Raw genomic sequence first — 19903 nt, forward strand, 5'->3', positions numbered from 1 at the left:
GAGGTTCCCATGATCGTCAACTTCACCCTCAACGGCCGAGCCCGAACGGTGGATGTCGAACCCGCTTTGCTGGTTTCGGACATGCTGCGCGAGAACCTCAATCTCACCGGCACCCATGTCGGCTGCGATACCAGCCAGTGCGGCGCCTGCGTGGTGCTGTTCAATGGCGACGCCGTGAAAAGCTGCACGCTGCTGGCGCCGATGCTGGACGGCGGCACGCTGCTGACGGTCGAGGGGCTGGCCGGCAAGGGCGGGTCCAACCAGTTGCATCCCATGCAGCAGGCGTTTCACCAGAACCACGGCCTGCAATGCGGCTTCTGCACGCCCGGCATGCTGATGACCGCGATGGCGATGGTCGGCAAGAACCCCGCGCCCACCGAGGCCGAAGTGCGCCACGGGCTTGAGGGCAACATCTGTCGTTGCACCGGCTATCAGAACATCGTCACCTCGATCATCGCCGGCGCCGCCGCGATGAACGCCCCCGCGATCGGAGACTGAGCCATGCCGAACATCATCGGAATTGGCGAATCGCCGCGCCGCAAGGAAGACTTCCGCTTTCTCACCGGGCGGGGCAACTATGTCGCCGACATGAAGCTGCCCGACGCCACCGTCGGCGTGTTCATCCGCTCGCAGCATGCCCACGCCGTGATCCGCAGCATCGATATGAAAGCGGCGCTGGCGCTGCCGGGCGTCGAGGCGATCCTGACCGGTGATGACGTTGCTGCCGACGGCTTGGGCGGATTGCCGTGCGGCTGGGGCATCAGTAACGCCGAAGGCGTGCCGATGAAGGAGCCGGCGTTTCCGATGCTGGCGCAGGGCAAGGTCCGCTTCGTCGGCGACATGGTGGCCTTCGTTGTGGCCGATACGCTGGCGCAGGCCCGCGCGGCGGCGGAACTGGTCGTGATTGATTACGATGTCCTGCCGGCGGTGGTTGGCGTGCTCGAGGCCGTGCGCCCGGGGGCGCCGCAGTTGTTCGACGACGTGCCGAACAATCTGTGCTGCGACTGGGAGATGGGCGACAAGGCCGCGGTTGCGGTCGCGTTTCGCAAGGCGGCGCATGTCGCAAGGCTCAGCCTGGTCAACAACCGGCTGATCGGCAACCCGATGGAGCCGCGCTCGGCGATCGCGGCCTACAATGCCGGCACCGGGCACTACACGCTGTGGACCACTAGCCAGTTTCCGCACGTGGTGCGCTTTCTGATGGCGGCTCTGGTGCTCAACATTCCCGAGCAGAAGATGCGCGTCGTGGCGCCGGATGTCGGCGGCGGCTTCGGGGTCAAGCAGTTCCACTATGGCGAAGAGGCCGTGATCACCTGGGCGGCGAAGCGCGTCGGCCGACCGATCAAGTGGGTCGCCGATCGCTCCGAAGGTTTTGTGTCGGATCGCCACGGCCGGGACCATGTCACCGAAGCCGAACTGGCGCTCGACGAGAACGGCAAATTCCTGGCGCTGAAGGTCCACACGCTGGCCAATATGGGCGCGTATCTCTCGACCTTCGGGCCAAACATCCCGACCAACCTCTACGCGCCGCTGCTCGGCGGCGTGTATACGACGCCGGTGATCTACTGCAACGTCAAGGTCGTGTTCACCAACACCGTTCCGGTCGATGCCTATCGCGGCGCGGGTCGTCCCGAAGCCACCTTCGTGGTCGAGCGCATCGTCGATGTCGCCGCGGCCGAAATGGGCATCGACCGCGTCGAGCTGCGCCGCCGCAACATCATTCCGAAGGAAGCCTATCCGTACCAGACGCCGATGCTGGTGGAATATGATTCCGGCGATCCGATGGGGTGCCTCGAAGGCGCACTGGTGGCGGCCGACGTCGCCGGCTTTGCCGAACGCAAGGCGGCTTCCGAAAGCGACGGAAAATTCCGCGGGCTCGGCTATTCGACCTATGTTGAAGCCTGTGGCCTGGCGCCGTCGCGCTTTGCCGGCCGGCTCGGCGCGCGCGGCGGTCTCTATGAGAGCGCCACCGTGCGGGTGCATCCGACCGGGCAGGTAACGGTGCTGATCGGCACCCACAACCACGGCCAGGGCCATGAGACGACCTTCGCTCAGATCATCTCGGACAAGCTCGGCGTTAACTTCGAGAATATCGACATCGTGTTTGGCGATACCGACCGGGTGCAGTTCGGCATGGGCACCTATGGCTCGCGCTCCCTCGTGGTCGGCGGCGCGGCACTGTCGAAGGCCGGTGACAAGGTCGTCGAGAAGGGCAAGAAGATCGCCGCGCATCTGCTGGAGGCCGGAGAACACGACATCGAGTTCAAGGAAGGCGTGTTCTCGGTCGCCGGCACCGATCGCAGCAAGACGTTCCAGGAGATCGCCGGCGCGGCCTATGTGCCGCACAATTATCCGCTGGAAGTGCTGGAGCCCGGTCTGGAAGAGCAGGCCTATTACGATCCGATCAACTTCACCTATCCTGGTGGTTGCCACATCGCTGAAGTAGAGATCGATCCCGAGACCGGCATCGTCACGCTGGTGCGCTACACCGCCGTCGATGATGTCGGCACGGTGATCAATCCCATGATCGTCGAGGGCCAGTTGCATGGCGGCATCGTGCAGGGCGTCGGGCAGGCGCTGTTCGAGACCGCGGTCTATGACGAGGTGTCCGGCCAGCTGCTGTCCGGCTCGTTCATGGACTACACCATGCCGCGTGCCGATCACGTCCCGAACATGCAGGTGCAGACCCATTCGACGCTGTGCACGCATACGCCGATGGGCGTGAAAGGCTGTGGCGAGGTCGGCACCATCGGTTCACCCGCCGCGGTGATCAATTCGGTGGTCGATGCTTTGTCCCATCTCGGTGTGCAGCACGTCGACATGCCGGCGACGCCGAACCGGATCTGGCGGATCATCCAGAATGCGACCATGCCGCAAGCGGCGGAATAGGGGAACGAGATGAGCTTCGCATTCCACCAGCCCGAGACGTCGCCGGAAGCCGTCGCTTTGCTCGGCAGCATCCAGGACAGCCTGCCGCTGGCCGGCGGCATGACGCTGTTGCCGACAATCAAGCAGCGTCTCGCAACTCCAACCGCGCTGATCGACCTGTCGAAGATCGCGCAACTGTCGTCGATATCTCTCGAAGGCGACACGCTGGTAATCGGCGCGATGACCCGGCACGTCGATGTCGCGGAATCGGAGGCCGTGCGCGGCGCGATCCCGCTGCTGGCTGTGCTTGCGGCGGGGATCGGCGACCCGGCCGTGCGCAACCGCGGTACGATCGGCGGCTCGGTCGCCAACAATGATCCCTCAGCCGACTATCCTGCGGCGGTGCTGGGGCTCGGCGCCACCATCGTGACCGACCGCCGCGAGATCGCGGCGGCCGATTTTTTCACCGGCCTGTTTGAGACCGCGCTGCAACCGAATGAGGTCATTCTCGCGCTGCGCTTCCCGGTCCCTGTGGCCGGCGGCTATGCGAAATTCAAGTCTCCGGCCTCGCGCTATGCGGTGGTCGGCGTCTGCGTCGTCCAATCGGCCGGCGGCGTCTGCCTCGCAGTGACCGGCGCCGGCCCCGGCGTCTTCCGTGTGCCGGAGATGGAGAAGGCACTGGCTGCCTCCTTCACGCCCGCCGCGGTGGCGTCGATCAAGGTGTCCGCGGAGAACATGAGTTCGGATATCCATGCCGATTCCGAATACCGCGCGCATCTGATCACGGTGATGGCGAAGAAGGCGGTGGCCGCGGCGATCGGCTAGAGCCTTTTATTTTGACGCGTTATCTTCACGCGAACCGGTATCCACTTCGCTCGAAAACGCTTTAGACCGGCCGCCGTGCGCGCGGGCGATAGATCTGGTCGGGCTGGCGAATCCGCCGCGAGCCCACGGCCTCGCTGCCGCCGGGCTCCGGCGCCTCTCCGCGCGGGAAGGCGCAGGCGCCGGGCGACACTTTCGGCGCCGGGGCGGACAGGCAGACGGAGCCGGGATGATGATCGACGGTCATCGGCAATTCGGTGCCGAGCAGTAGTTCGTCGTCGAGGTTGAGGTAATGTGCGAGATAATCGTGCAGGGCGCTCGCGGCTTTGGATGTTGCGGTCGGTGATTTGTAGAGCAGAAGATCGACCTTCGGCAGCGGCGGCAGGCCCTCCTTGGCGCCGATCTCGCGCATGTTGCGAACCAGCGCGCTGCGCCCGAGCACCGTCACCGCAATGCCGGCAAAGGCCGCTGCCTGCAGCCCACCCACGCTGTCGCTGACGCAGGCCAGACGCCATCGCAGCCGCGCTACTTCCAGTCGTTCGATCGCGTAATCACGATAGATGTTGCCCGGCGGCAGCAGCGCCAGCGGGATCGGGCTTTCATTGTAGGCCGTCGATTGCTCGCCGGTCATCCAGATCAGTTGCTCCTGCCGCACGACTTGTCCGCCAGTGAAATCATTCATCCGCGTCACCAGTGCGATATCGACCTCGCCGCGCCGCACGCAGCCCACCAGCGGCGTCGATAGCGAGCAGTTCAGATCGACCTGAACGCGCGGAAATGTCTTGCGGAACAGCTTGAGGATCGACGGCAGCAGGAACGCTGCATATAGATCCGGGGTGCCGAGGACGACGTGGCCCTCGATATCCGGCGACGCAAGCTGCGATAGCAGTTCGTCGTGAAAGCCGAGGATCGACTTGGCGTAGGACAGTACGATCTCGCCGTCCGCGGTGAGAAACAGCTTACGACCTTCGTGGATGAAGATCGGCTTTCCCGTCAGTTCCTCGAGCCGCTGTAGTTGCAGCGTGATCGCCGGCTGGGTGCGGCCAAGCCGCCGCGCGGTTTCGGTAATACTTCCTGTCTCCACGACCGAAGTCAGCGAGCGCAGCATCCGGATATCAAGGTTGATGAGATTCATTGAATCGCTCCCCGTCCGGCATTCCCCATGCAATTCCCGTGCTGCGAAGTCGAGGAAAAATACCTCTACCGGGAAAGCTGCCCGTTCTGTGCTCTGGGACATCTTGTAGCAGGCGGATGTTGCGCGGGGGGAATCCGGCTCGGCGCAAGGGCTTTAGCGGGATATTCATTGCCGGGCGGCCGACCGCCGCGGAAACATTATCTTATTATTTTCAACATGTTGACTTCGCGCTTCGTTAGCTCGAAATCGATACTTTCTGATTGCGGCCAGGCGTTGGCCCCGAGATGTCCGCAGTCGCGGATGATGGACTGGAGAGTGCGATGACGTGCGCGCCGCATGGGCTGTTTCAGCATCATGTCCTCCGCAAGATGCGGCGGAGCGCAGCGGTGTCGTGTCGACGCTCCACCCGCTAACGCGCCATCAATCCTGAAATTTTCAAGTCAGATAACGCCAACACGTGTTGGTGATGGAAGCACCATGTCCAGAGCATTTGTCATCGAAGCCCGCTCCATCGATGCGGGAATTGTCGTCCTGGACGGGCGATACTATCGCTTCTTCGCGGCGAGCCACGAATTTAACGGCCTTGAGGCGCGCGATTTTCGCTCGCCGCTTGAGGCGCAGCGCGCCGTGGAAGCCCGCATTGCCGATCTCGGCCACAGGAGACCAGTCACTGCGTCATGAGCGCAACGGCTGCGCGGTTGTCACCAGAACCAAGCAGTTCGGCCACCTCTTCCTGGCGGAGAGAGGTGGCCGAACATTGCTGTCGCGATTGCAGTCTCCGGAATCAAACTTCAGAACGCCTTGTTGGCGTCTGGCCGATGCTTGTTGCTGGGCACGAAACCCGAGCGGGTGGCTTCGCGCGGCTGGCGGACCCAGACTTCGCGGTTAGGGTGCAGACCGGCGCCGCGGGTCGCGGGCACAGCGGAGAGCCGAGCGCGGTGCAGCAAGCGGGTGTCGGCGTCGCCGCAGTTAGGATGGATGCCGCCATTGGCCGCGACCACCTTGTCCCAGGCCGCCTTGCGCTGCGCGAGAATGGCGGGATCTGCCAGCGGCGTGCAGTTCAGTTCGTTGCTGTTCAGATCGGCGACAATCTCGTCACCGTCCTCCACCAACGCGATTGCGCCGCCCAGGGCCGCTTCGGGGCCGACATGGCCGATGACAAGACCGACCGAGCCGCCGGAGAATCGCGCGTCGGTCATCAGCGCCACCACGATGCCGCGCTCGCGGCACAGCGTGGTGATGCGCGAGGTGGGATCGAGCATTTCCGGCATGCCCGGCGCGCCGGTGGGTCCTTCGTAGCGCACGATGACCATGTCGTGGTTCTGGAAGCGTTCGGGCGTCTTGTCGAGTGCGTCCAGCAGGTGCTGCTCGCCTTCGAATACGCTGGCCTTGCCGCGGAACAGATTGTTCTCCAGCCCGCCTTCGACGCCGGCCAGCTTGAGGATGGCCGAGAACTCCGGCGACAGATTGCCGCCGAGCACGCGCAGACCACCGGTCGGCTTGTAGGGGTTGGCGACCGGATAGATCACCTTGCCGTCGGCGCTCTTGGTGCCCAGGCGCTTGACCTGCTCGGCGAGCGTTTCGCCGGTGCACGTCATCACGTCGCCATTGAGCAGACCGGCTTCCAGCAGTTCACGGACGATCACCTGCACGCCGCCCACGGCGTCGATGTCGACCATCGAATACTTGCCGTAGGGCCGCGCGTCGGTGAGCACCGGCACGACATACTGCGACAGATAGTTGAACTCCGCGGGCGTCATGACCTCTTTCCAGAAGTCGGTGAATCCTGCCGCACGCGCGATCTCCGGTGCATGCAGCGTGACGTTGGTCGAGCCGCCGATGGCGAGCGAGACGATGACGGCGTTGCGGATCGAATCGCGCACGACGATGTCGCGCGGCTTCAGGCCCTTCGCCATCATGTTTGCGAGGTATTCGACCAATTGGTCGGGGAATTCCTTGAGGCGGCGCGGATCGTCGGACGGCGGCGCCACCATGTGCAGCGGCTGCATGCCGACGACGCCGATGAAGGTCTGCATGGTGTTGTAGGTGAACACGCCACCGCAGCTGCCGATACCGGGGCAGGCATGGCAGGCGACACGGTCGCGGAGTTCGGCATCGGGACTGCCGGCGACCTGATAGGCGCTGACGATATCGAGCTTCTCGCCGGTCTCCGGGTCCGTGCCGGGATGGATCGATCCGTCCGACATGATGATCGCCGGTTCATTGTGTTCCAGCAGGGCGGCCAGCGTGCCGACCGGCGGCTTGTCGCAGGCCACCACGGCGATCGTGCCGGCGAGGCCGGTGGCGCTGAGATGTTCGCACATGGAATCGTGGGTGACTTCGCGGCCGATCAGCGAGTAGCGCATCTCGCGCGTGCCGTTGCGGATTCCGTCCGATGTCGCGATGGTATATTCCGGCTGCACGAGGCGCAGCTTCAACTGGCCGGCGCCATGGCCGATGCGGCGCTTCAGGCTGGCGTGGATCGCTTCCACCTTGGACATCACGCCCATGTAGCACTGGCTGTCGCCCTTGGTGCCGACCACGCCGACCGACGGCTGGTGAATGAGATCCGTATCGGTACCAAGCACACGTGCGATGCCGATGGTCTGGGCCGAACGGCCCGGATGATGGTCTATGAGGACGACTGGCGATTTTGTCACGGCGAGTTCCCTTTTTAGCGGCGGCTTTTTATTGGTCGACTGCTTGGGTTTGACGATGTTCCGGGTGCGGGCGCGCTACGAGATCGTAATGATCTCAAGCTCTTGACCGGATGAGCCGGCGACATCCCCGACAGCCTTGCCCATCAGGAGCCTTGCTACCGGAGATATGAAGGAAATGGAACCGGCCTTTGGGTCTGCCTCGTCCTCGCCGACGATACGGTAAGTCTGGACGCGTCCGTCGTCACGTCGGAAAGTCACGGTGCCGCCGAAGGCAACGGTATCGGCTGAGGTTGGATCCGGCATGACCTGCGCCGTCCGAACCCGTGCCGCAAAATACCGCGCATCCCGCAGCGGGATGGCCCCTTGCCGCCGACGCTCGTTCACTTCCTCGATCTTCTGTGCCGTCTCATAGGCTTCTCGCGCCTGCTGGAGCTGAAGTTCCAGTGCGTTCAGCCCGGCTTGCGTCACAAGGTTCTGATGCGGCGAAACGGGGCGATCCGGCAACATCGTTTCCGATGCCGTGTCGGCACTGTCTTCCTTGGTGAAAGCGACGCTCAAACTCTGAATCCTCTGGCTCGCGACAGGCAGGCATCGCAGGTCGCGAGCTTTAGCCCCCGACCGCAGACGCAGGAGTGCAATCTTGCTCCGCTGCTTCTCCGGCATTGGGGTCGCCCGGCGCCGTCGCCCAAGCCAGTTCGACCAGCGTCACGGTCCGCCGGCCGATGCCGTCCAGCTGGCAGACGATGAGGCCCTGCTCCTCGATATAGCTAAGCAAACGACGGGCGCGACGCAACGAGTGCGAGCCATAGGCGCGGGCGATCGTGGCGTCGCTCGGGCAGGGCCAACCCTCCTTCGCCGCACGGGCAATCATCATGAAGACGCCCTGCATATCCTCGGGCAGGATCGAGGCGCGGACCGAAACGTCCTGCCAGCTGTCGTCTTCGGCGATATCCGAGCCGAGCCCAGCGCGGGCGCGCGTCAGCATGTGGCGGAATTCATTCAGGTCCGGCACGGCCGAGCCAAGGCCGCCGATGCGGCAGCGCACCACAAATTCCTGGTAGAGCACGCCGACGACGCGGAATCCGGCTTCGGGCTCCGCCATCACGGCACGCAGAATGAGATCGACGCGCTCGCGCTGCTTGGCCAGTTCCTCGGCGGTGAGCGGCTGCTCCTCGGGTTCGGGACGAATCTCCAGCGCGGCGGATTTCGCCGCCATCAGCTGGCCGAGCAGGTCCGGCGAAGAAGCCCGGCGTTGCGGCCGGCTCGGTTCCGGCGGCGGGGCCGCCAGGATCATGGCGTGCGTGTCTGCTGTCGATTCCGGCAGCGGCATCAGCCGCGGCGTCGCATTGCGCGGCTGGGTATCCGTCGGCCCGATACGCAGCCCAAGCGGGCGGCGGGACAGCGCCGGGCCAAGCGCCATGAACTGGCCGCGCTCGAGGTCGCGGAATGCTTCGGCCTGGCGGCGCTCCATGCCGAGCAGGTCGGCGGCGCGTGCCATGTCGATATCGAGGAAGGTTCGGCCCATCAGGAAGTTGGAAGCCTCCGCGGCGACATTTTTGGCGAGCTTGGCCAGCCGCTGGGTGGCGATGATGCCGGCAAGCCCGCGCTTGCGGCCCCGGCACATCAGGTTGGTCATGGCACTCAGGGAAAGCTTCCTTGCCTCGTCCGAGACCTCGCCAGCGACGGCCGGCGCGAACAGCTGCGCCTCGTCGACCACTACGAGCATCGGGTACCAGTGGTCGCGCGGCGCATCGAACAGCCCGCCGAGAAAAGCCGCGGCGCGGCGCATCTGGTTTTCGGCATCGAGCCCTTCGAGATTGAGCACGGTGGATACCCGGTGGATGCGGGCGCGTTCGCCGGCAACCTGCAGGCCTCGCTCAGTGTGTTCCTCGGCATCGATAACAAGGTGACCGAACCGGTCGGCCAGCGACACGAAGTCCCCTTCGGGGTCGATAATGGTCTGCTGCACCCAGGGGGCGCTCTGCTCCAGCAGCCGGCGCAGCAAATGGGATTTTCCGGAACCTGAATTGCCCTGCACCAGCAGGCGGGTCGCCAGCAGTTCTTCAAGGTCCATGGTCACCGGGGCGCCAGCCGTGGTGCTTCCCATCTCGATCGCAACGGTCATATCGACTCAAAGGCTCCCCTGAGTGAGCGGCTTATCAATCCGATCGCAGCCCGTCGAGCATCCCATGCCGGCCGTCCCGTGTTCCGGCGCGCGCAGCACGGATGCGCCGGGAAGTCATGGTTATTAACCAAATATTTACCATGGCATTGAGCCCTCAAGGGTTGCGTATGCTGCCGTCACCCGCTCAGGGTGTGCAGGCAGGGTTGGCTTGCCGGTCGTTGCGACGCGCGAGTTCGACGGGGCGCCACCTTTGTGGGGCCGGCGCCCGGGCAGCGTCATTATCGCGCTGCTGTTGATGCTCTCATTATTTGCGATGCGCGTAGATGCGTCCGGTGGCCGGTCGGGTTCGCGCGGTGACTGAAGTATCAAATCGTTGTGCCGGGATTGCATCTCGAACATTCCGATTTTCAGCGGTTCCGGCACGCGTCGATCTCCGTCAGCAGCGATTGGCTCTGCCGGATTGAAATCGGGGGCGCATTCTCTCGACTTCAATCAACATTCAAAATTCCATTTCATTGACGAAAACCTTCCGGCCTCGCATTTTGGACGCACTGGTTTCGCGTCGGGCGATGGTTTGTTAGTCCTTCAAGCAACGCGGGAAATCATAGTCATCACCTCCGGAAAAGCCCGGCTGCAACGCCTTGTGTTGCGGCGACGGCGAAGCCGTGCCCATTCAAGCAGGAGAAGATATGTCGAACGATGGTGAAAGCCGACCCGCACGTTTGGACCGCCGCAGTCTGCTGCGTGGCGGCGTTGCTGCGGCCCTCGCGGCCCCCCTTGGCGTCTGGGGCGCGCAAGCCTTTCCATTCCGTGCGGCGTCGCCGATCGACTTTTCGGAATTTCCCATCTGCAAGGCGTCGTCCGATGCGTCCGCTCTCACCGGCGCGCCGCGCAAGCTGAAGCTATCGTGGAACGCGGGCGCGGTCTGCCTCGCGCCACTGCCGGTGGCGATCGATCACGGCTTCTTCCAGAAGCAGAATCTCGATGTCGAACTCATCAACTATAGCGGCTCGACCGACCAACTGCTGGAAGCCATCGCGACCGGCAAAACCGACGCTGGCCTCGGCATGGCGCTGCGCTGGCTGAAACCGCTTGAGCAAGGTTTTGACGTCAAGATCGTTGCCGGCACGCATGGCGGCTGCCTGCGCGCGCTGGCGCCAGCGAAGTCCGATGTCAAAAGCGTCGCGGATTTTAAGGGCAAGACGATCGCGGTTGGCGACATGGCTGGCCCCGACAAGAACTTCTTTTCGATCCAGCTCGCCAAGGCCGGCATCAATCCGGAGAAGGATGTGGAGTGGCGGCAATATCCCGGCAATCTGGTGCGGCTCGCGGTGGAGAAGGGCGAGGCGCAGATCGGACTGGCGTCCGATCCGCTGGCCTATCTCTGGCTGAAGGACGGCGAACTCAAGGAGGTCGGCTCCAATCTTGATGGCCCCTACAAGGATATCAGCTGCTGCATCGTCGGCGTGCGAGGCAGTCTGATCCGCGATGAGCCGCTGGTCGCGCGCGCATTGACGCAAGCGCTGCTCGATGCCGCGATGTTCGCTTCGCAGAATCCGGACAAGGCGGCGAAGTCATTCCAGCCTTACGCCCCGAAGGGCACGTCCGAAGAGGATCTGCAGGCGATGGTGCGCTACCATACGCATCATCACCATCCCGTAGGCGACGCGTTGAAGAAGGAACTGAAGGCCTACGCGGACGATCTCAAGCAGGTCTCCGTGTTCAAGCCCGGTACCGACACGTCGAAATTTGCGGAGAAGATCTATGCCGACGTATTCCGCGTCTAACGCAGCCCCCTTCACGGGGGATCACGAGACGGCGCTGGTCGCCGGCGATAGTGGCTTGCACTTTGCGGGCAAGCTTCGTTTCAGTTTTTCCGGCATTGCTGCAGGGCTCGCCTGGCTGACGTTCGGCCTGTCCTGCCTGTCCTGGCCCGATATCGGCGACTGGCCGCGCACGGAGGCGGTGGCTTACGTCGCCTTTGTCATTGCCGCCGGTGTCGTCATCGCGACAACCGCGCGGGAGATTCTTGGCAAGTTTGGTTCCGGGGTGCAGCAACGCGCGCCGTGGCTGTTGGCGCTCGGTGGATTCCTGACGCTGTGGGAACTAGCCACGGCCAAATTCGGCTGGCTGCCGCTGCCGTTCTTTCCGCCGCCGCAGTCGATCGTCGAGGTCTACACCGACGATCTGCCGAAGCTGTTCGACAGCGCGTTTGCCTCGGTGAAGCTGCAGCTCGGCGGCTACTTCATCGGCGCCGCGGTCGGCTTCCTCACCGGCGTGTCGATCGGCTGGTCGCGGCTCGCGGGTTACTGGGTGCATCCGATCCTGCGATTCATCGGTCCCTTGCCGGCGACGGCGTGGCTGCCGATCGCCTTCTTCACCTTTCCGTCGAGCTGGAGCGCCTCGACCTTCCTGATCGCGCTGGCGACCGGCTTTCCGGTCACCGTGCTGACCTGGTCCGGCGTAGCCTCCGTCAGCAGCGCATATTACGACGTGGCGCGGACGCTTGGCGCCAAGCCGTCGTTTCTGGTTCTGAAGGTCGCGATCCCTGCGGCGTTGCCGCACGTCTTCGTCGGCCTGTTCATGGGGCTCGGCTCGTCCTTCGCCGTGCTGGTGGTGGCCGAGATGATCGGCGTCAAGGCCGGGCTCGGCTGGTACCTGCAATGGGCGCAGGGCTGGGCGGCCTACGCCAACATGTATGCCGCGCTGATCGTGATGTCGCTGCTGTGCTCCGGCGCGATCACGCTGTTGTTCAAGGTGCGGGACCATCTGCTGGTCTGGCAGAAAGGTGTCGTCAAATGGTAGCCGCAGCACGGGCCGAACAGGCCACTCTCGCCTCAGCGGGCGCATCGCTGGAGATCGATGGTGTCAGCCACGCCTTCGACATCGACGGAAAGGTGCTGCCGGTGCTCGACGACGTCAGCATCACGGTCGCGCCCGGCGAATTCGTCGCATTGCTCGGGCCATCCGGCTGCGGGAAGTCGACCTTGCTGCGGCTGGTCGCGGGGTTGGAGCCGCCGCGTGCGGGGGCATTGCGCGAGGACGGCGTGGATATCACCGGGCCGTACCCGTCGCGCGTCGTGGTGTTCCAGGACCCGACGCTGTTTCCGTGGCGCAAGGTCTGGGACAATGTTGCGCTCGGTCTGGAAGCGCAGGGCATCCTGAAGAGCCAGCGTCATCGCGTGGATGCGGCGATCGAACTCGTTGGCCTCACGGCGTTCCGCAATGCCTATCCGCATCAATTGTCCGGCGGCATGGCGCAGCGCGTTGCGTTGGCCCGCGCGCTGGTCAACGATCCCAAGATCCTGGTGCTCGATGAACCGCTCGGAAAATTGGACTCGCTGACGCGCATCACCATGCAGGCCGAGCTGGTGTCGCTGTGGCAGCGCAGTGGCTTCACCGCGCTATTGGTGACGCACGATGTCGAAGAGGCGCTATTCCTCGCCAACCGCGTCATTGTCTTCAGCGATCGCCCGGCGAAGATCACGGCCGACATCGCCGTCGATCGCCCCTATCCGCGGCACCGCGGCGACGCGCGTCTGGCCGAACTTCGCCGCGATATTCTGGGCCTGCTGGGGTTGGATGCGACGTGGTGAGTCCGCAAACAGGCCTCTGCACGACGAACAGCCAGCGTCGCGCGGCCTTGACGTGCCTGCACGCGGTCAAGCGTGTGCACCACCTTGCTGCACGCGTTCTGTGCACAACTGCGTAACATGTGGACAGCTTCATAGCGACGCAGATACCGTCACAATAGCGTCCGGATTGAAGCCGGCGGCGTGGGGCGTATGCGTTGTCATTACAGGTTGCGATTCTGAAAGTTCTGGCGAGTTATCCCGATGGTCGAGCAACCGTCGCCGCCATGAACAGGGACCTCGCAATTCTCAGCGGCGCGGGCGTTGCCTGGAGTCAGCGCCTCAAGAAGCTCGCCGCACGCGCGCCGAGCCTCGACATTTTCACCGAAGGTTTTGTGTTGCGCGATGACGCCGGCTGGCAACTGACGACGCTGGGCCGCGCGGCGCTGCGCAGAATAGAACTGCCTGCGCCGCAAAAACCAACGGCACCGAAACTCGCGCTGATTGCGCAGTCAACCCCCGCGAGTCCGAAACGTGCAAGCTTCACTTTACGGGTGGTCGGGGGCAATGAGCGGCGGCGCGTGGCGACGGAACGCTCGGCCTGATCCGTCTTTGCGTCCGCTGCACCCTGCATTTGGCCCGGGTGTTTTCGACGTCTCGGTTCAGGCAGCAAGGTCCCACAACCGCGGCGAGCCGCGCAGCATCACCGCGCGACCTTTCGAGGTGAGACGCGGCGCATGGTCCGACAGCACGACAAGTTCGAGTGCGCTGAGTTGTTGCAGGACATAGTTGTTCAGCCTGGCAGCAGGAGACGCCATGGGGCGCAGCGCCCGCAGCGCGTCCCACTGGTCGTTGGTCAGATCCTGGTCGATATCGATATTCATGGCGTCCTGCGTTGTGTGCCTCGCGCAGGCTTTACCGGGCAACCATGAAGCTGTTGCGACGGCATTGCGGCCAAATGCTGTTTGTCCGCTGTTGCGTCGTTACGCGCCGGTGACGCGCCAAATTACGTCACCGACATCGTCCGCGATAAGCAGCGCGCCATCGGCACTGAGTGTGACGCCGACCGGCCGTCCGTAGGACACCTTCTCGTCGTCCGCGAGGAATCCCGACAGGATATCGCGTGGCGGCCCGGATGGGTGACCATCGACGAACGGCACGAACACGACCTTGTAGCCGCTGAGCGTGCTCCGGTTCCAGGAGCCGTGCTGGCCGATCACCATGCCGTCCGGGAAACCCGGCAGCGTGTCTGCCGGCAGCCAGCACAGGCCGAGCGACGCGGTGTGGCCGCCGAGCGCATAATCCGGCGTGATGGCCGTGGCGACCAGGGCCGCATCCTGCGGCACGCGGTCGTCGATGGTCTGTCCCCAGTAGCAATACGGCCAGCCATAGAAACCGCCGTCGCGTACCGAGGTCAGATAATCCGGCGGGGTCTCGTCGCCGAGGCCATCGCGCTCGTTGACCACGGTCCACAGTGCGCCGGTCTGCGGCTCCCAGGCGAGGCCGACCGGGTTGCGCAGGCCGGATGCGAAAATACGGCAGGCGCCGCTGGCGACATCAAGCTCGTAGACTGCCGCGCGGCCTTGCTCGGCTTCCATGCCCATGTCCGCGATGTTGCTGAGTGAGCCGACGCCAATAAAGAGCCTCGTACCATCGGGACTGGGCAGCAGGCTCCGCGTCCAGTGCCCGCCGGATTTGAAGTCGGTGAGCTTGCGGCCGGGCGCAATGATGCGGTCCGCGCCTGCGGAATAGGGGAAAGCCAACACGCCATCGACGTTGCCGACATAGAAGGTGTCCTGCAGCTGCGCCATGCCGAACGGCTGGTTCAGTCCCTCCATGAAGATCTTGCTGACTTCGGCGACGCCATCGCGGTTCTCGTCGCGCAGCAAAGTGATGCGATTGGCGCTTTCGCCGAGCGCTGCGGCGCGCCGCATCGTCGCCTGCATCGCGTAGCCGAAAATGTTGCGTACAGGCCCCGCGACCTGCGACGCCTCGGCCACCAGAACGTCGCCATTGGGCAGCGCATGAATCCAGCGTGGATGTTTCAGCCCGGTCGCGAACGCATTGACCTTCAGCCCCGGCGCGACGGTCGGCACGTGGCCGTCGCTCCAGCCCTGGGCGGTCGGCATTTTCAGTGTCATGATGGTGCCCTGCGGCTTTGCCGCCGGCACGATCGGCGCGCTGCCCCAGGCGGTCTGGCTCGGGACGCCCTGCAACCGGCGCCATTGCAGCGCAGCGCCGCCGACGAGTGCGACGACGCGCGCGAAAATTGCGGACAAGCCCATGTCATTCCCCTGTGAATCGCGCGCACCCTATCCGCAAACCGGGACCGGCGTCCAACCGCGATGCAACGTGCTATGGGTGAACGGCTACGACATTCACGGTGAAACAACCGGGCGAAACATCATGAGTTTATTCGAGCGCCTCAAGGCCGCGGCGTCCTCCGAGTGGCGGGTCTATACCGAGCACCCCTTCACCAACGGACTGGCGGACGGTTCGCTCGCCGAGGCTGCTTTTCGCCATTACCTCGCGCAGGATTACCTGTTCCTGATCGAGTTTGCCCGCGCTTATGCGCTGGCCATCTACAAGGCGCCGCGGCTTGCAGAAATGCGCGCGGCTGCGGCCGGCGTATCGGCCATTCTCGACGTCGAGATGGATCTTCATGTGAAGCTCTGCGCCGGCTGGGGTCTTTCGCCGGACGACCTTGAGCGCACCGAGCCCGCGGCCGAGACGCTGGCCTATACGCGCTACGTGCTCGACACCGGAATGCGCGGCGATTTGCTGGGGCTCAAGGTGGCGCTGGCACCCTGTGTGATCGGCTATGCCGAAATAGCGAAGCGGCTTGCCGGGCATCCAAAGGCCGCCGTCGCGACCAATGCCTATCGCGTCTGGATTGAGGAATATGCGGGCACGGCCTATCAGGAGGTCGCTGCGCAGGCGCGGACCCAGCTCGACCATCTCGCCGATCGCTACGCCACGCCGGCGCGCGAGACCGAACTGATCACGATCTTCAAGGAAGCCACCCGGCTTGAAGCCGACTTCTGGGAAATGGGCTGGCGTCGCGGCTGATCCAGGCGCGCGCAGTTGCGAAATGCCGCAGCCGGGTCGGGTATCACTCCGCAAGTCGAATTGCATTTCGGGCGGCTACGGCATGTAGATTGCTTAGCTGGACCTGAAACGGATTGCTGATCTCATGCCGATTGCGACGTCACGTGGTGCTTCTCTCTATTGGGAAAAGCAGGGGCAGGGCCCTGCGCTGGTGCTAGGGGCGGGCCTCGGTGGCGTCGGTAGCTACTGGACGCCGAATATGGCTGGTCTGGCGCAACACTTCACCGTCTATCGCTTCGACCAGCGCGGCACCGGCCGGTCGAGCCGCGAGGCCGTGGAATCTATCGAGCAGATGTCCACGGATCTGGTAGCGGTGATGGACGACGCAGGGCTTCCGCAGGCGATGTATCTGGGCCACTCCACCGGCGGCGCGATCGGCGTGGCGACGGCGCTGGATTATCCCGACCGGATCTCCGCGATGATGATCTATGCCAGCACGACCCACGGCGACGCCTATCGGCGGAAGATCCTTGGACTACGCTCGGTGTTGTTCAGCCAGCTCGGGGTCGAGGCTTACGCGCAATACAGCACGCTGCTGCTGTACCCGCCGTACTGGATCAACAGCCATGAAATCGAGATCGCAGAGGCCGAAGGCGTCACGCCTGATCAACTAGGCAGCGCCGCCATCCAGTCCAGCCGGTTTGACGCCATTCTCAATTTCGACCGCCGCGCCGGACTGTCGCGGATAGCGATTCCCACCCTTGTCGTCTGCGCAGACGACGATATCCTGACGCCGAAGTATTTCTCGGAAGAGTTTGTCCGGTTGATACCTGGCGCGCGAGGACATTGGCTGCCGCGCGGCGGCCACGCGCTGTCGCGCACCGAGCCTGAGGTTTTTGAATCGATCGCCATAGATTTCTTCCAGGGAGTTTCGTCTTGATGATCGCCCGTTCCGTCAAAGCACTGCAGTTCGCCGCAGCCTTACTGCTGGCCGCGTCGTTTTCCCCGGCCGCATCGGCGCAGGAATGGCCGCCGCACAATCTGCGCATCCTGGTGCCGTTTCCGGCCGGCGGCAGCGCCGACACCCAGGCCCGCGTGATTGCCGATGAACTGTCGAAGCGGCTCGGCAAGCCGGTGGTGATCGAGAACAAGCCCGGTGCTGGCGGAAACCTCGCCGCCACCGAGGCCGCGCGTTCCGCGCCCGACGGCACCACGCTGTACATGGCGACCACAGGCACGCACGCCGCCAACATCAATCTCTATGACAAGCTGTCCTACGATCCGGTCAAGGATTTCCAGCCGCTCAGTCTCGTGACGATCTACCCGCAGGTCATTACTGCCAGCGGGTCGTACAAGGATCTCGATCTTGTCGGTCTGATCGCGGCCATCAAGCAGCAGGGCGAGAAACTCAATTTCGGATCGTCCGGCGTGGGATCGCCGACTCATCTCGGTGGCGAATTGTTCAACCGCGAGGTCGGCACGCGGCTGATGCATGTACCCTATCGCGGACAGGGGCCGGCGATCACCGATCTGCTCGGTGGCCGCCTCGACGTCATGTTCCCGTCGATTCCCGACGCGCTGCCGATGCTGCAGGCCGGCCAGATGCGCGCGATCGCCTTGATGGCCGAGAAGCGCTCGCCGGCGATTCCGGACGTGCCGACCACCGCCGAGCTTGGCTATCCCAAATTGCTCAGCGCGATCTGGGCCGGGCTATATACGACGGCCGGAACGCCGAAGCCGGTGGTGGACCGGCTGGCCGCAGAACTCGCGGTCATCATCGACGCGCCGCAGTTCAAGAACAAATTCGAGGCAATGGGGTTCGAGGTGCGCTCCTCGACGCCGGAACAACTCGGCGCTTACGCTGCATCCGAAACCAAGCGCTGGGGCGACATCATCAAGGCGCTCGATATCAAGCTGAACTGAGCGCGATCGCGAAGATGACCTGATCAGAGCAGTTCGCTGATGCCCTTGGCGGCGCTGACCAGCGCGATGATGCCGAGGCTGATGATCGAGACGTGGCGGTGCATCGCGTCGTTGCTGCGGACAAAGGCCATATGGCCGACCCTTGTGCCGATCCACATCGCCGGCAGGCCGAGCAGCGACAGACACAGCGTCTGCACCGTGATCAGGCCGATCGCGATACCCGACGCCATCGCCGCCACCGACGTCAGCAGGAAGAACACCACCAGCGAGGCCCGCACGGTGGTACGCGGCAGCGGCGCCGACATGTAATAGGCCACCGCGGGTGGGCCGGGCATCGCGGCGAGGCCGTTGAACAGGCCGGCCAGAAGTCCGGTGATCGTGGTCACCACCCGGCCGGGCATGGCGGCGAGTGCGAAGCCGCGGCCGAGCGCGAACACCGCCATCATCGTGATGGCGCTGATCACCAATCGCGCGACGGGCGCGGGAACGTGGTTCAGCACCAGAGCGCCGAGCGGCGAGCCGATGGCCGCGCCCAGCATCATCCAGCGCAGCGACGGCCAGTGGCAGGATTTCGTCGCGTGGCGGAAGTCGATCAGGCTGCCGAGCAGTTGCAGCCCGATCGACACCGGCACGGCCTGGGTCGGCGACATGAACAGGCCAAGCAGTGGCACCGCGGCCAGTGCGAAGCCGAAGCCGGTAAAGCCGCGCAGGATCGCGGCGGCGAACACCGCAGCAATGGACAGGCAGATCAGGCGCGGGGTCAGCAACGGGCCCAGCGAATCGAGAGACAGAAACAAATCAGGCATTCCCGACCATGCCGTTTTTCGAGCGCCGCGCGAAGAGGCAATGTCGCATTGTGGTCGACGCCGTGATCTTGTTCAGACCGGCGTGAGCCGGGCGCTATCCCAGCATCTGCGTGTCGCCGCAGATCGAGATCGCCTGGCCTGAAATGGTGCGTCCGCGCGGGCTGCACAGGAACAGGATCTGGTCGGCGATCTGCTCCGGCGTGACGTAGTCCTTGATCGAGGTGTAGGAGAACGCCGTCTTCTCCATCTCGGCGAAGGAAATGCCGCGCTGCTGTGCCTTGGCTTCGAGCACGCGGCGCTGCCGGTCGCCAGCGACGAGGCCGGGCAGGATCGCGTTGACGCGGATATTGTCGGGGCCGAGTTCGATCGAGAGCGATTTGGTGAAGCCGATGACGCCCCATTTCGCCGCGGCATAGGGCGCCCGCAGCGCGAAGCCGACCTTCCCCGCCATCGAGGAGATGTTGACGATCGAGGCATTGGCGCTGCCGCGCAGCAGCGGCACCGCCAGGCGCGTGCAGTTGAACTGGCCGGTCAGGCAGATGTCGAGGCAGCGATCCCAGTCTTCGGGGTGCAAGTCCTCGACCTTGGCGGTGGGGCCGGCGATCCCCGCATTGTTGACCAGCACATCGAGCCCGCCGAGTTGTGCGGTGGCTTCCGCGAACAGATTCGCGACCGCCTGACGGTCGGCGACGTCGCAACGGGTTTGCGTGATGGCGGGGTGGCTCTTGGCCAGCGCGGCGAGCGCCGTGTCATCGACATCGCAGGTGTGAACCTGCGCGCCTTCGCCGGCGAAGGCCTTTGCGATGGCAAGGCCGATGCCGTTGGCGCCGGCGGTGACAAGAACGCGCAAACCCTTGATATCGAGATCCATGGCGACTTTCCGCTTCGTGAAATGATGGGACCATGTTGCCGCGCGCCGGCCGTCCCGAGATCTGTAGATGGGC

At 64.3% G+C, this 19903-nt stretch carries 19 protein-coding genes; 11 read left to right on the plus strand and 8 right to left on the minus strand.

All coding sequences use genetic code 11. The annotated features are described in order from the left end of the window. Positions 1-9 precede the first annotated feature (9 nt). Genes JWQ24_RS07920 through JWQ24_RS07930 form a run of 3 tightly spaced genes read left to right on the plus strand, consistent with a single transcriptional unit; the run spans position 10 to position 3693 of the window. Positions 10-498, plus strand: coding sequence for a (2Fe-2S)-binding protein (locus tag JWQ24_RS07920; RefSeq protein WP_299806396.1), 489 nt, complete (start codon positions 10-12; stop codon positions 496-498). 3 nt (positions 499-501) lie between these two features. Further along, complete coding sequence (locus tag JWQ24_RS07925) at positions 502-2889, plus strand: molybdopterin cofactor-binding domain-containing protein (RefSeq protein ID WP_299806398.1); 2388 nt, start codon at positions 502-504, stop codon at positions 2887-2889. Between the two features lie 9 nt (positions 2890-2898). Further along, a complete protein-coding gene (locus JWQ24_RS07930; RefSeq protein ID WP_299806400.1) occupies positions 2899-3693 on the plus strand; it encodes a xanthine dehydrogenase family protein subunit M in 795 nt (264 codons plus the stop codon). Positions 3694-3754: 61 nt separating this feature from the next. On the opposite strand, the gene JWQ24_RS07935 is transcribed toward JWQ24_RS07930, so the two are convergent. Further along, positions 3755-4825: a LysR substrate-binding domain-containing protein gene (locus JWQ24_RS07935; protein ID WP_299806402.1), complete on the minus strand. Its 1071-nt coding sequence runs from the start codon at positions 4823-4825 to the stop codon at positions 3755-3757. A gap of 477 nt (positions 4826-5302) precedes the next feature. On the opposite strand from JWQ24_RS07935, the gene JWQ24_RS07940 reads away from it, so the two are divergent. After that, entirely contained in the window at positions 5303-5506 is a 204-nt protein-coding gene (locus JWQ24_RS07940) for a hypothetical protein (protein ID WP_299806404.1), read from the plus strand. Between the two features lie 110 nt (positions 5507-5616). On the opposite strand, the gene JWQ24_RS07945 is transcribed toward JWQ24_RS07940, so the two are convergent. The 3 genes from JWQ24_RS07945 to JWQ24_RS07955 all read right to left on the minus strand — a co-directional run bounded on the left by JWQ24_RS07945 (position 5617) and on the right by JWQ24_RS07955 (position 9610). Then, positions 5617-7485 carry a dihydroxy-acid dehydratase gene (locus JWQ24_RS07945; RefSeq protein ID WP_299806406.1) on the minus strand — a complete coding sequence of 623 codons (1869 nt, stop codon included), beginning with the start codon at positions 7483-7485 and terminating at the stop codon, positions 5617-5619. Positions 7486-7560: 75 nt separating this feature from the next. Next, positions 7561-8043 (minus strand): transcription elongation factor GreA, encoded by a 483-nt coding sequence (gene greA / locus JWQ24_RS07950; RefSeq protein WP_299806408.1) that lies wholly within the window; start codon positions 8041-8043, stop codon positions 7561-7563. 49 nt (positions 8044-8092) lie between these two features. Beyond that, positions 8093-9610, minus strand: coding sequence for an ATP-binding protein (locus JWQ24_RS07955; protein ID WP_299806410.1), 1518 nt, complete (start codon positions 9608-9610; stop codon positions 8093-8095). A 689-nt stretch (positions 9611-10299) separates the two neighbouring features. On the opposite strand from JWQ24_RS07955, the gene JWQ24_RS07960 reads away from it, so the two are divergent. The 4 genes from JWQ24_RS07960 to JWQ24_RS07975 all read left to right on the plus strand — a co-directional run bounded on the left by JWQ24_RS07960 (position 10300) and on the right by JWQ24_RS07975 (position 13787). After that, positions 10300-11397: an ABC transporter substrate-binding protein gene (locus JWQ24_RS07960; protein ID WP_299806412.1), complete on the plus strand. Its 1098-nt coding sequence runs from the start codon at positions 10300-10302 to the stop codon at positions 11395-11397. Then, entirely contained in the window at positions 11375-12415 is a 1041-nt protein-coding gene (locus JWQ24_RS07965; RefSeq protein ID WP_299806414.1) for an ABC transporter permease subunit, read from the plus strand. The genes JWQ24_RS07960 and JWQ24_RS07965 overlap by 23 nt, the downstream gene beginning before the upstream one ends. Beyond that, positions 12409-13206, plus strand: a complete 798-nt coding sequence (locus JWQ24_RS07970) for an ABC transporter ATP-binding protein (protein WP_299806416.1) — start codon at positions 12409-12411, stop codon at positions 13204-13206. The genes JWQ24_RS07965 and JWQ24_RS07970 overlap by 7 nt, the downstream gene beginning before the upstream one ends. 194 nt (positions 13207-13400) lie before the next feature. Then, the gene (locus tag JWQ24_RS07975) at positions 13401-13787 is read left to right on the plus strand and encodes a hypothetical protein (protein ID WP_299806418.1); all 387 of its coding nucleotides are present in this window, start codon (positions 13401-13403) and stop codon (positions 13785-13787) included. Positions 13788-13844: 57 nt separating this feature from the next. Here JWQ24_RS07975 and JWQ24_RS07980 read toward each other — a convergent pair whose 3' ends face one another. Next, the gene (locus tag JWQ24_RS07980; RefSeq protein ID WP_299806420.1) at positions 13845-14066 is read right to left on the minus strand and encodes a hypothetical protein; all 222 of its coding nucleotides are present in this window, start codon (positions 14064-14066) and stop codon (positions 13845-13847) included. Positions 14067-14165: 99 nt separating this feature from the next. Beyond that, positions 14166-15467: a sorbosone dehydrogenase family protein gene (locus JWQ24_RS07985; RefSeq protein WP_299806422.1), complete on the minus strand. Its 1302-nt coding sequence runs from the start codon at positions 15465-15467 to the stop codon at positions 14166-14168. A 121-nt stretch (positions 15468-15588) separates the two neighbouring features. On the opposite strand from JWQ24_RS07985, the gene tenA reads away from it, so the two are divergent. The 3 genes from tenA (at position 15589) to JWQ24_RS08000 (ending at position 18153) form a co-directional block, all read left to right on the plus strand. Continuing rightward, the gene (gene tenA, locus JWQ24_RS07990) at positions 15589-16251 is read left to right on the plus strand and encodes a thiaminase II (RefSeq protein WP_299806424.1); all 663 of its coding nucleotides are present in this window, start codon (positions 15589-15591) and stop codon (positions 16249-16251) included. A 124-nt stretch (positions 16252-16375) separates the two neighbouring features. Beyond that, complete coding sequence (locus JWQ24_RS07995; protein WP_299806426.1) at positions 16376-17170, plus strand: alpha/beta hydrolase; 795 nt, start codon at positions 16376-16378, stop codon at positions 17168-17170. Continuing rightward, entirely contained in the window at positions 17170-18153 is a 984-nt protein-coding gene (locus JWQ24_RS08000; protein WP_299806428.1) for a tripartite tricarboxylate transporter substrate binding protein, read from the plus strand. The genes JWQ24_RS07995 and JWQ24_RS08000 overlap by 1 nt, the downstream gene beginning before the upstream one ends. A 23-nt stretch (positions 18154-18176) precedes the next feature. Here the strand turns inward: JWQ24_RS08000 and JWQ24_RS08005 are convergent, their stop codons facing one another. Beyond that, complete coding sequence (locus tag JWQ24_RS08005; protein ID WP_299806430.1) at positions 18177-18959, minus strand: sulfite exporter TauE/SafE family protein; 783 nt, start codon at positions 18957-18959, stop codon at positions 18177-18179. Positions 18960-19053: 94 nt separating this feature from the next. After that, positions 19054-19830, minus strand: a complete 777-nt coding sequence (locus JWQ24_RS08010; RefSeq protein WP_299806432.1) for an SDR family oxidoreductase — start codon at positions 19828-19830, stop codon at positions 19054-19056. Positions 19831-19903: the final 73 nt, after the last annotated feature.

Source organism: Tardiphaga sp., from assembly GCF_028290495.1.
Classification (GTDB): domain Bacteria; phylum Pseudomonadota; class Alphaproteobacteria; order Rhizobiales; family Xanthobacteraceae; genus Tardiphaga.

Coding starts and splice junctions, on each gene's coding strand:
- JWQ24_RS07920 (WP_299806396.1), top strand. CDS start 10: ATGATCGTCAACTTCACCCTCAACGGCCGAGCCCGAACGGTGGATGTC.
- JWQ24_RS07925 (WP_299806398.1), top strand. CDS start 502: ATGCCGAACATCATCGGAATTGGCGAATCGCCGCGCCGCAAGGAAGAC.
- JWQ24_RS07930 (WP_299806400.1), top strand. CDS start 2,899: ATGAGCTTCGCATTCCACCAGCCCGAGACGTCGCCGGAAGCCGTCGCT.
- JWQ24_RS07935 (WP_299806402.1), bottom strand. CDS start 4,825: ATGAATCTCATCAACCTTGATATCCGGATGCTGCGCTCGCTGACTTCG.
- JWQ24_RS07940 (WP_299806404.1), top strand. CDS start 5,303: ATGTCCAGAGCATTTGTCATCGAAGCCCGCTCCATCGATGCGGGAATT.
- JWQ24_RS07955 (WP_299806410.1), bottom strand. CDS start 9,610: ATGACCGTTGCGATCGAGATGGGAAGCACCACGGCTGGCGCCCCGGTG.
- JWQ24_RS07960 (WP_299806412.1), top strand. CDS start 10,300: ATGTCGAACGATGGTGAAAGCCGACCCGCACGTTTGGACCGCCGCAGT.
- JWQ24_RS07965 (WP_299806414.1), top strand. CDS start 11,375: ATGCCGACGTATTCCGCGTCTAACGCAGCCCCCTTCACGGGGGATCAC.
- JWQ24_RS07970 (WP_299806416.1), top strand. CDS start 12,409: ATGGTAGCCGCAGCACGGGCCGAACAGGCCACTCTCGCCTCAGCGGGC.
- JWQ24_RS07980 (WP_299806420.1), bottom strand. CDS start 14,066: ATGAATATCGATATCGACCAGGATCTGACCAACGACCAGTGGGACGCG.
- JWQ24_RS07985 (WP_299806422.1), bottom strand. CDS start 15,467: ATGGGCTTGTCCGCAATTTTCGCGCGCGTCGTCGCACTCGTCGGCGGC.
- tenA (WP_299806424.1), top strand. CDS start 15,589: ATGAGTTTATTCGAGCGCCTCAAGGCCGCGGCGTCCTCCGAGTGGCGG.
- JWQ24_RS07995 (WP_299806426.1), top strand. CDS start 16,376: ATGCCGATTGCGACGTCACGTGGTGCTTCTCTCTATTGGGAAAAGCAG.
- JWQ24_RS08000 (WP_299806428.1), top strand. CDS start 17,170: ATGATCGCCCGTTCCGTCAAAGCACTGCAGTTCGCCGCAGCCTTACTG.
- JWQ24_RS08005 (WP_299806430.1), bottom strand. CDS start 18,959: ATGCCTGATTTGTTTCTGTCTCTCGATTCGCTGGGCCCGTTGCTGACC.
- JWQ24_RS08010 (WP_299806432.1), bottom strand. CDS start 19,830: ATGGATCTCGATATCAAGGGTTTGCGCGTTCTTGTCACCGCCGGCGCC.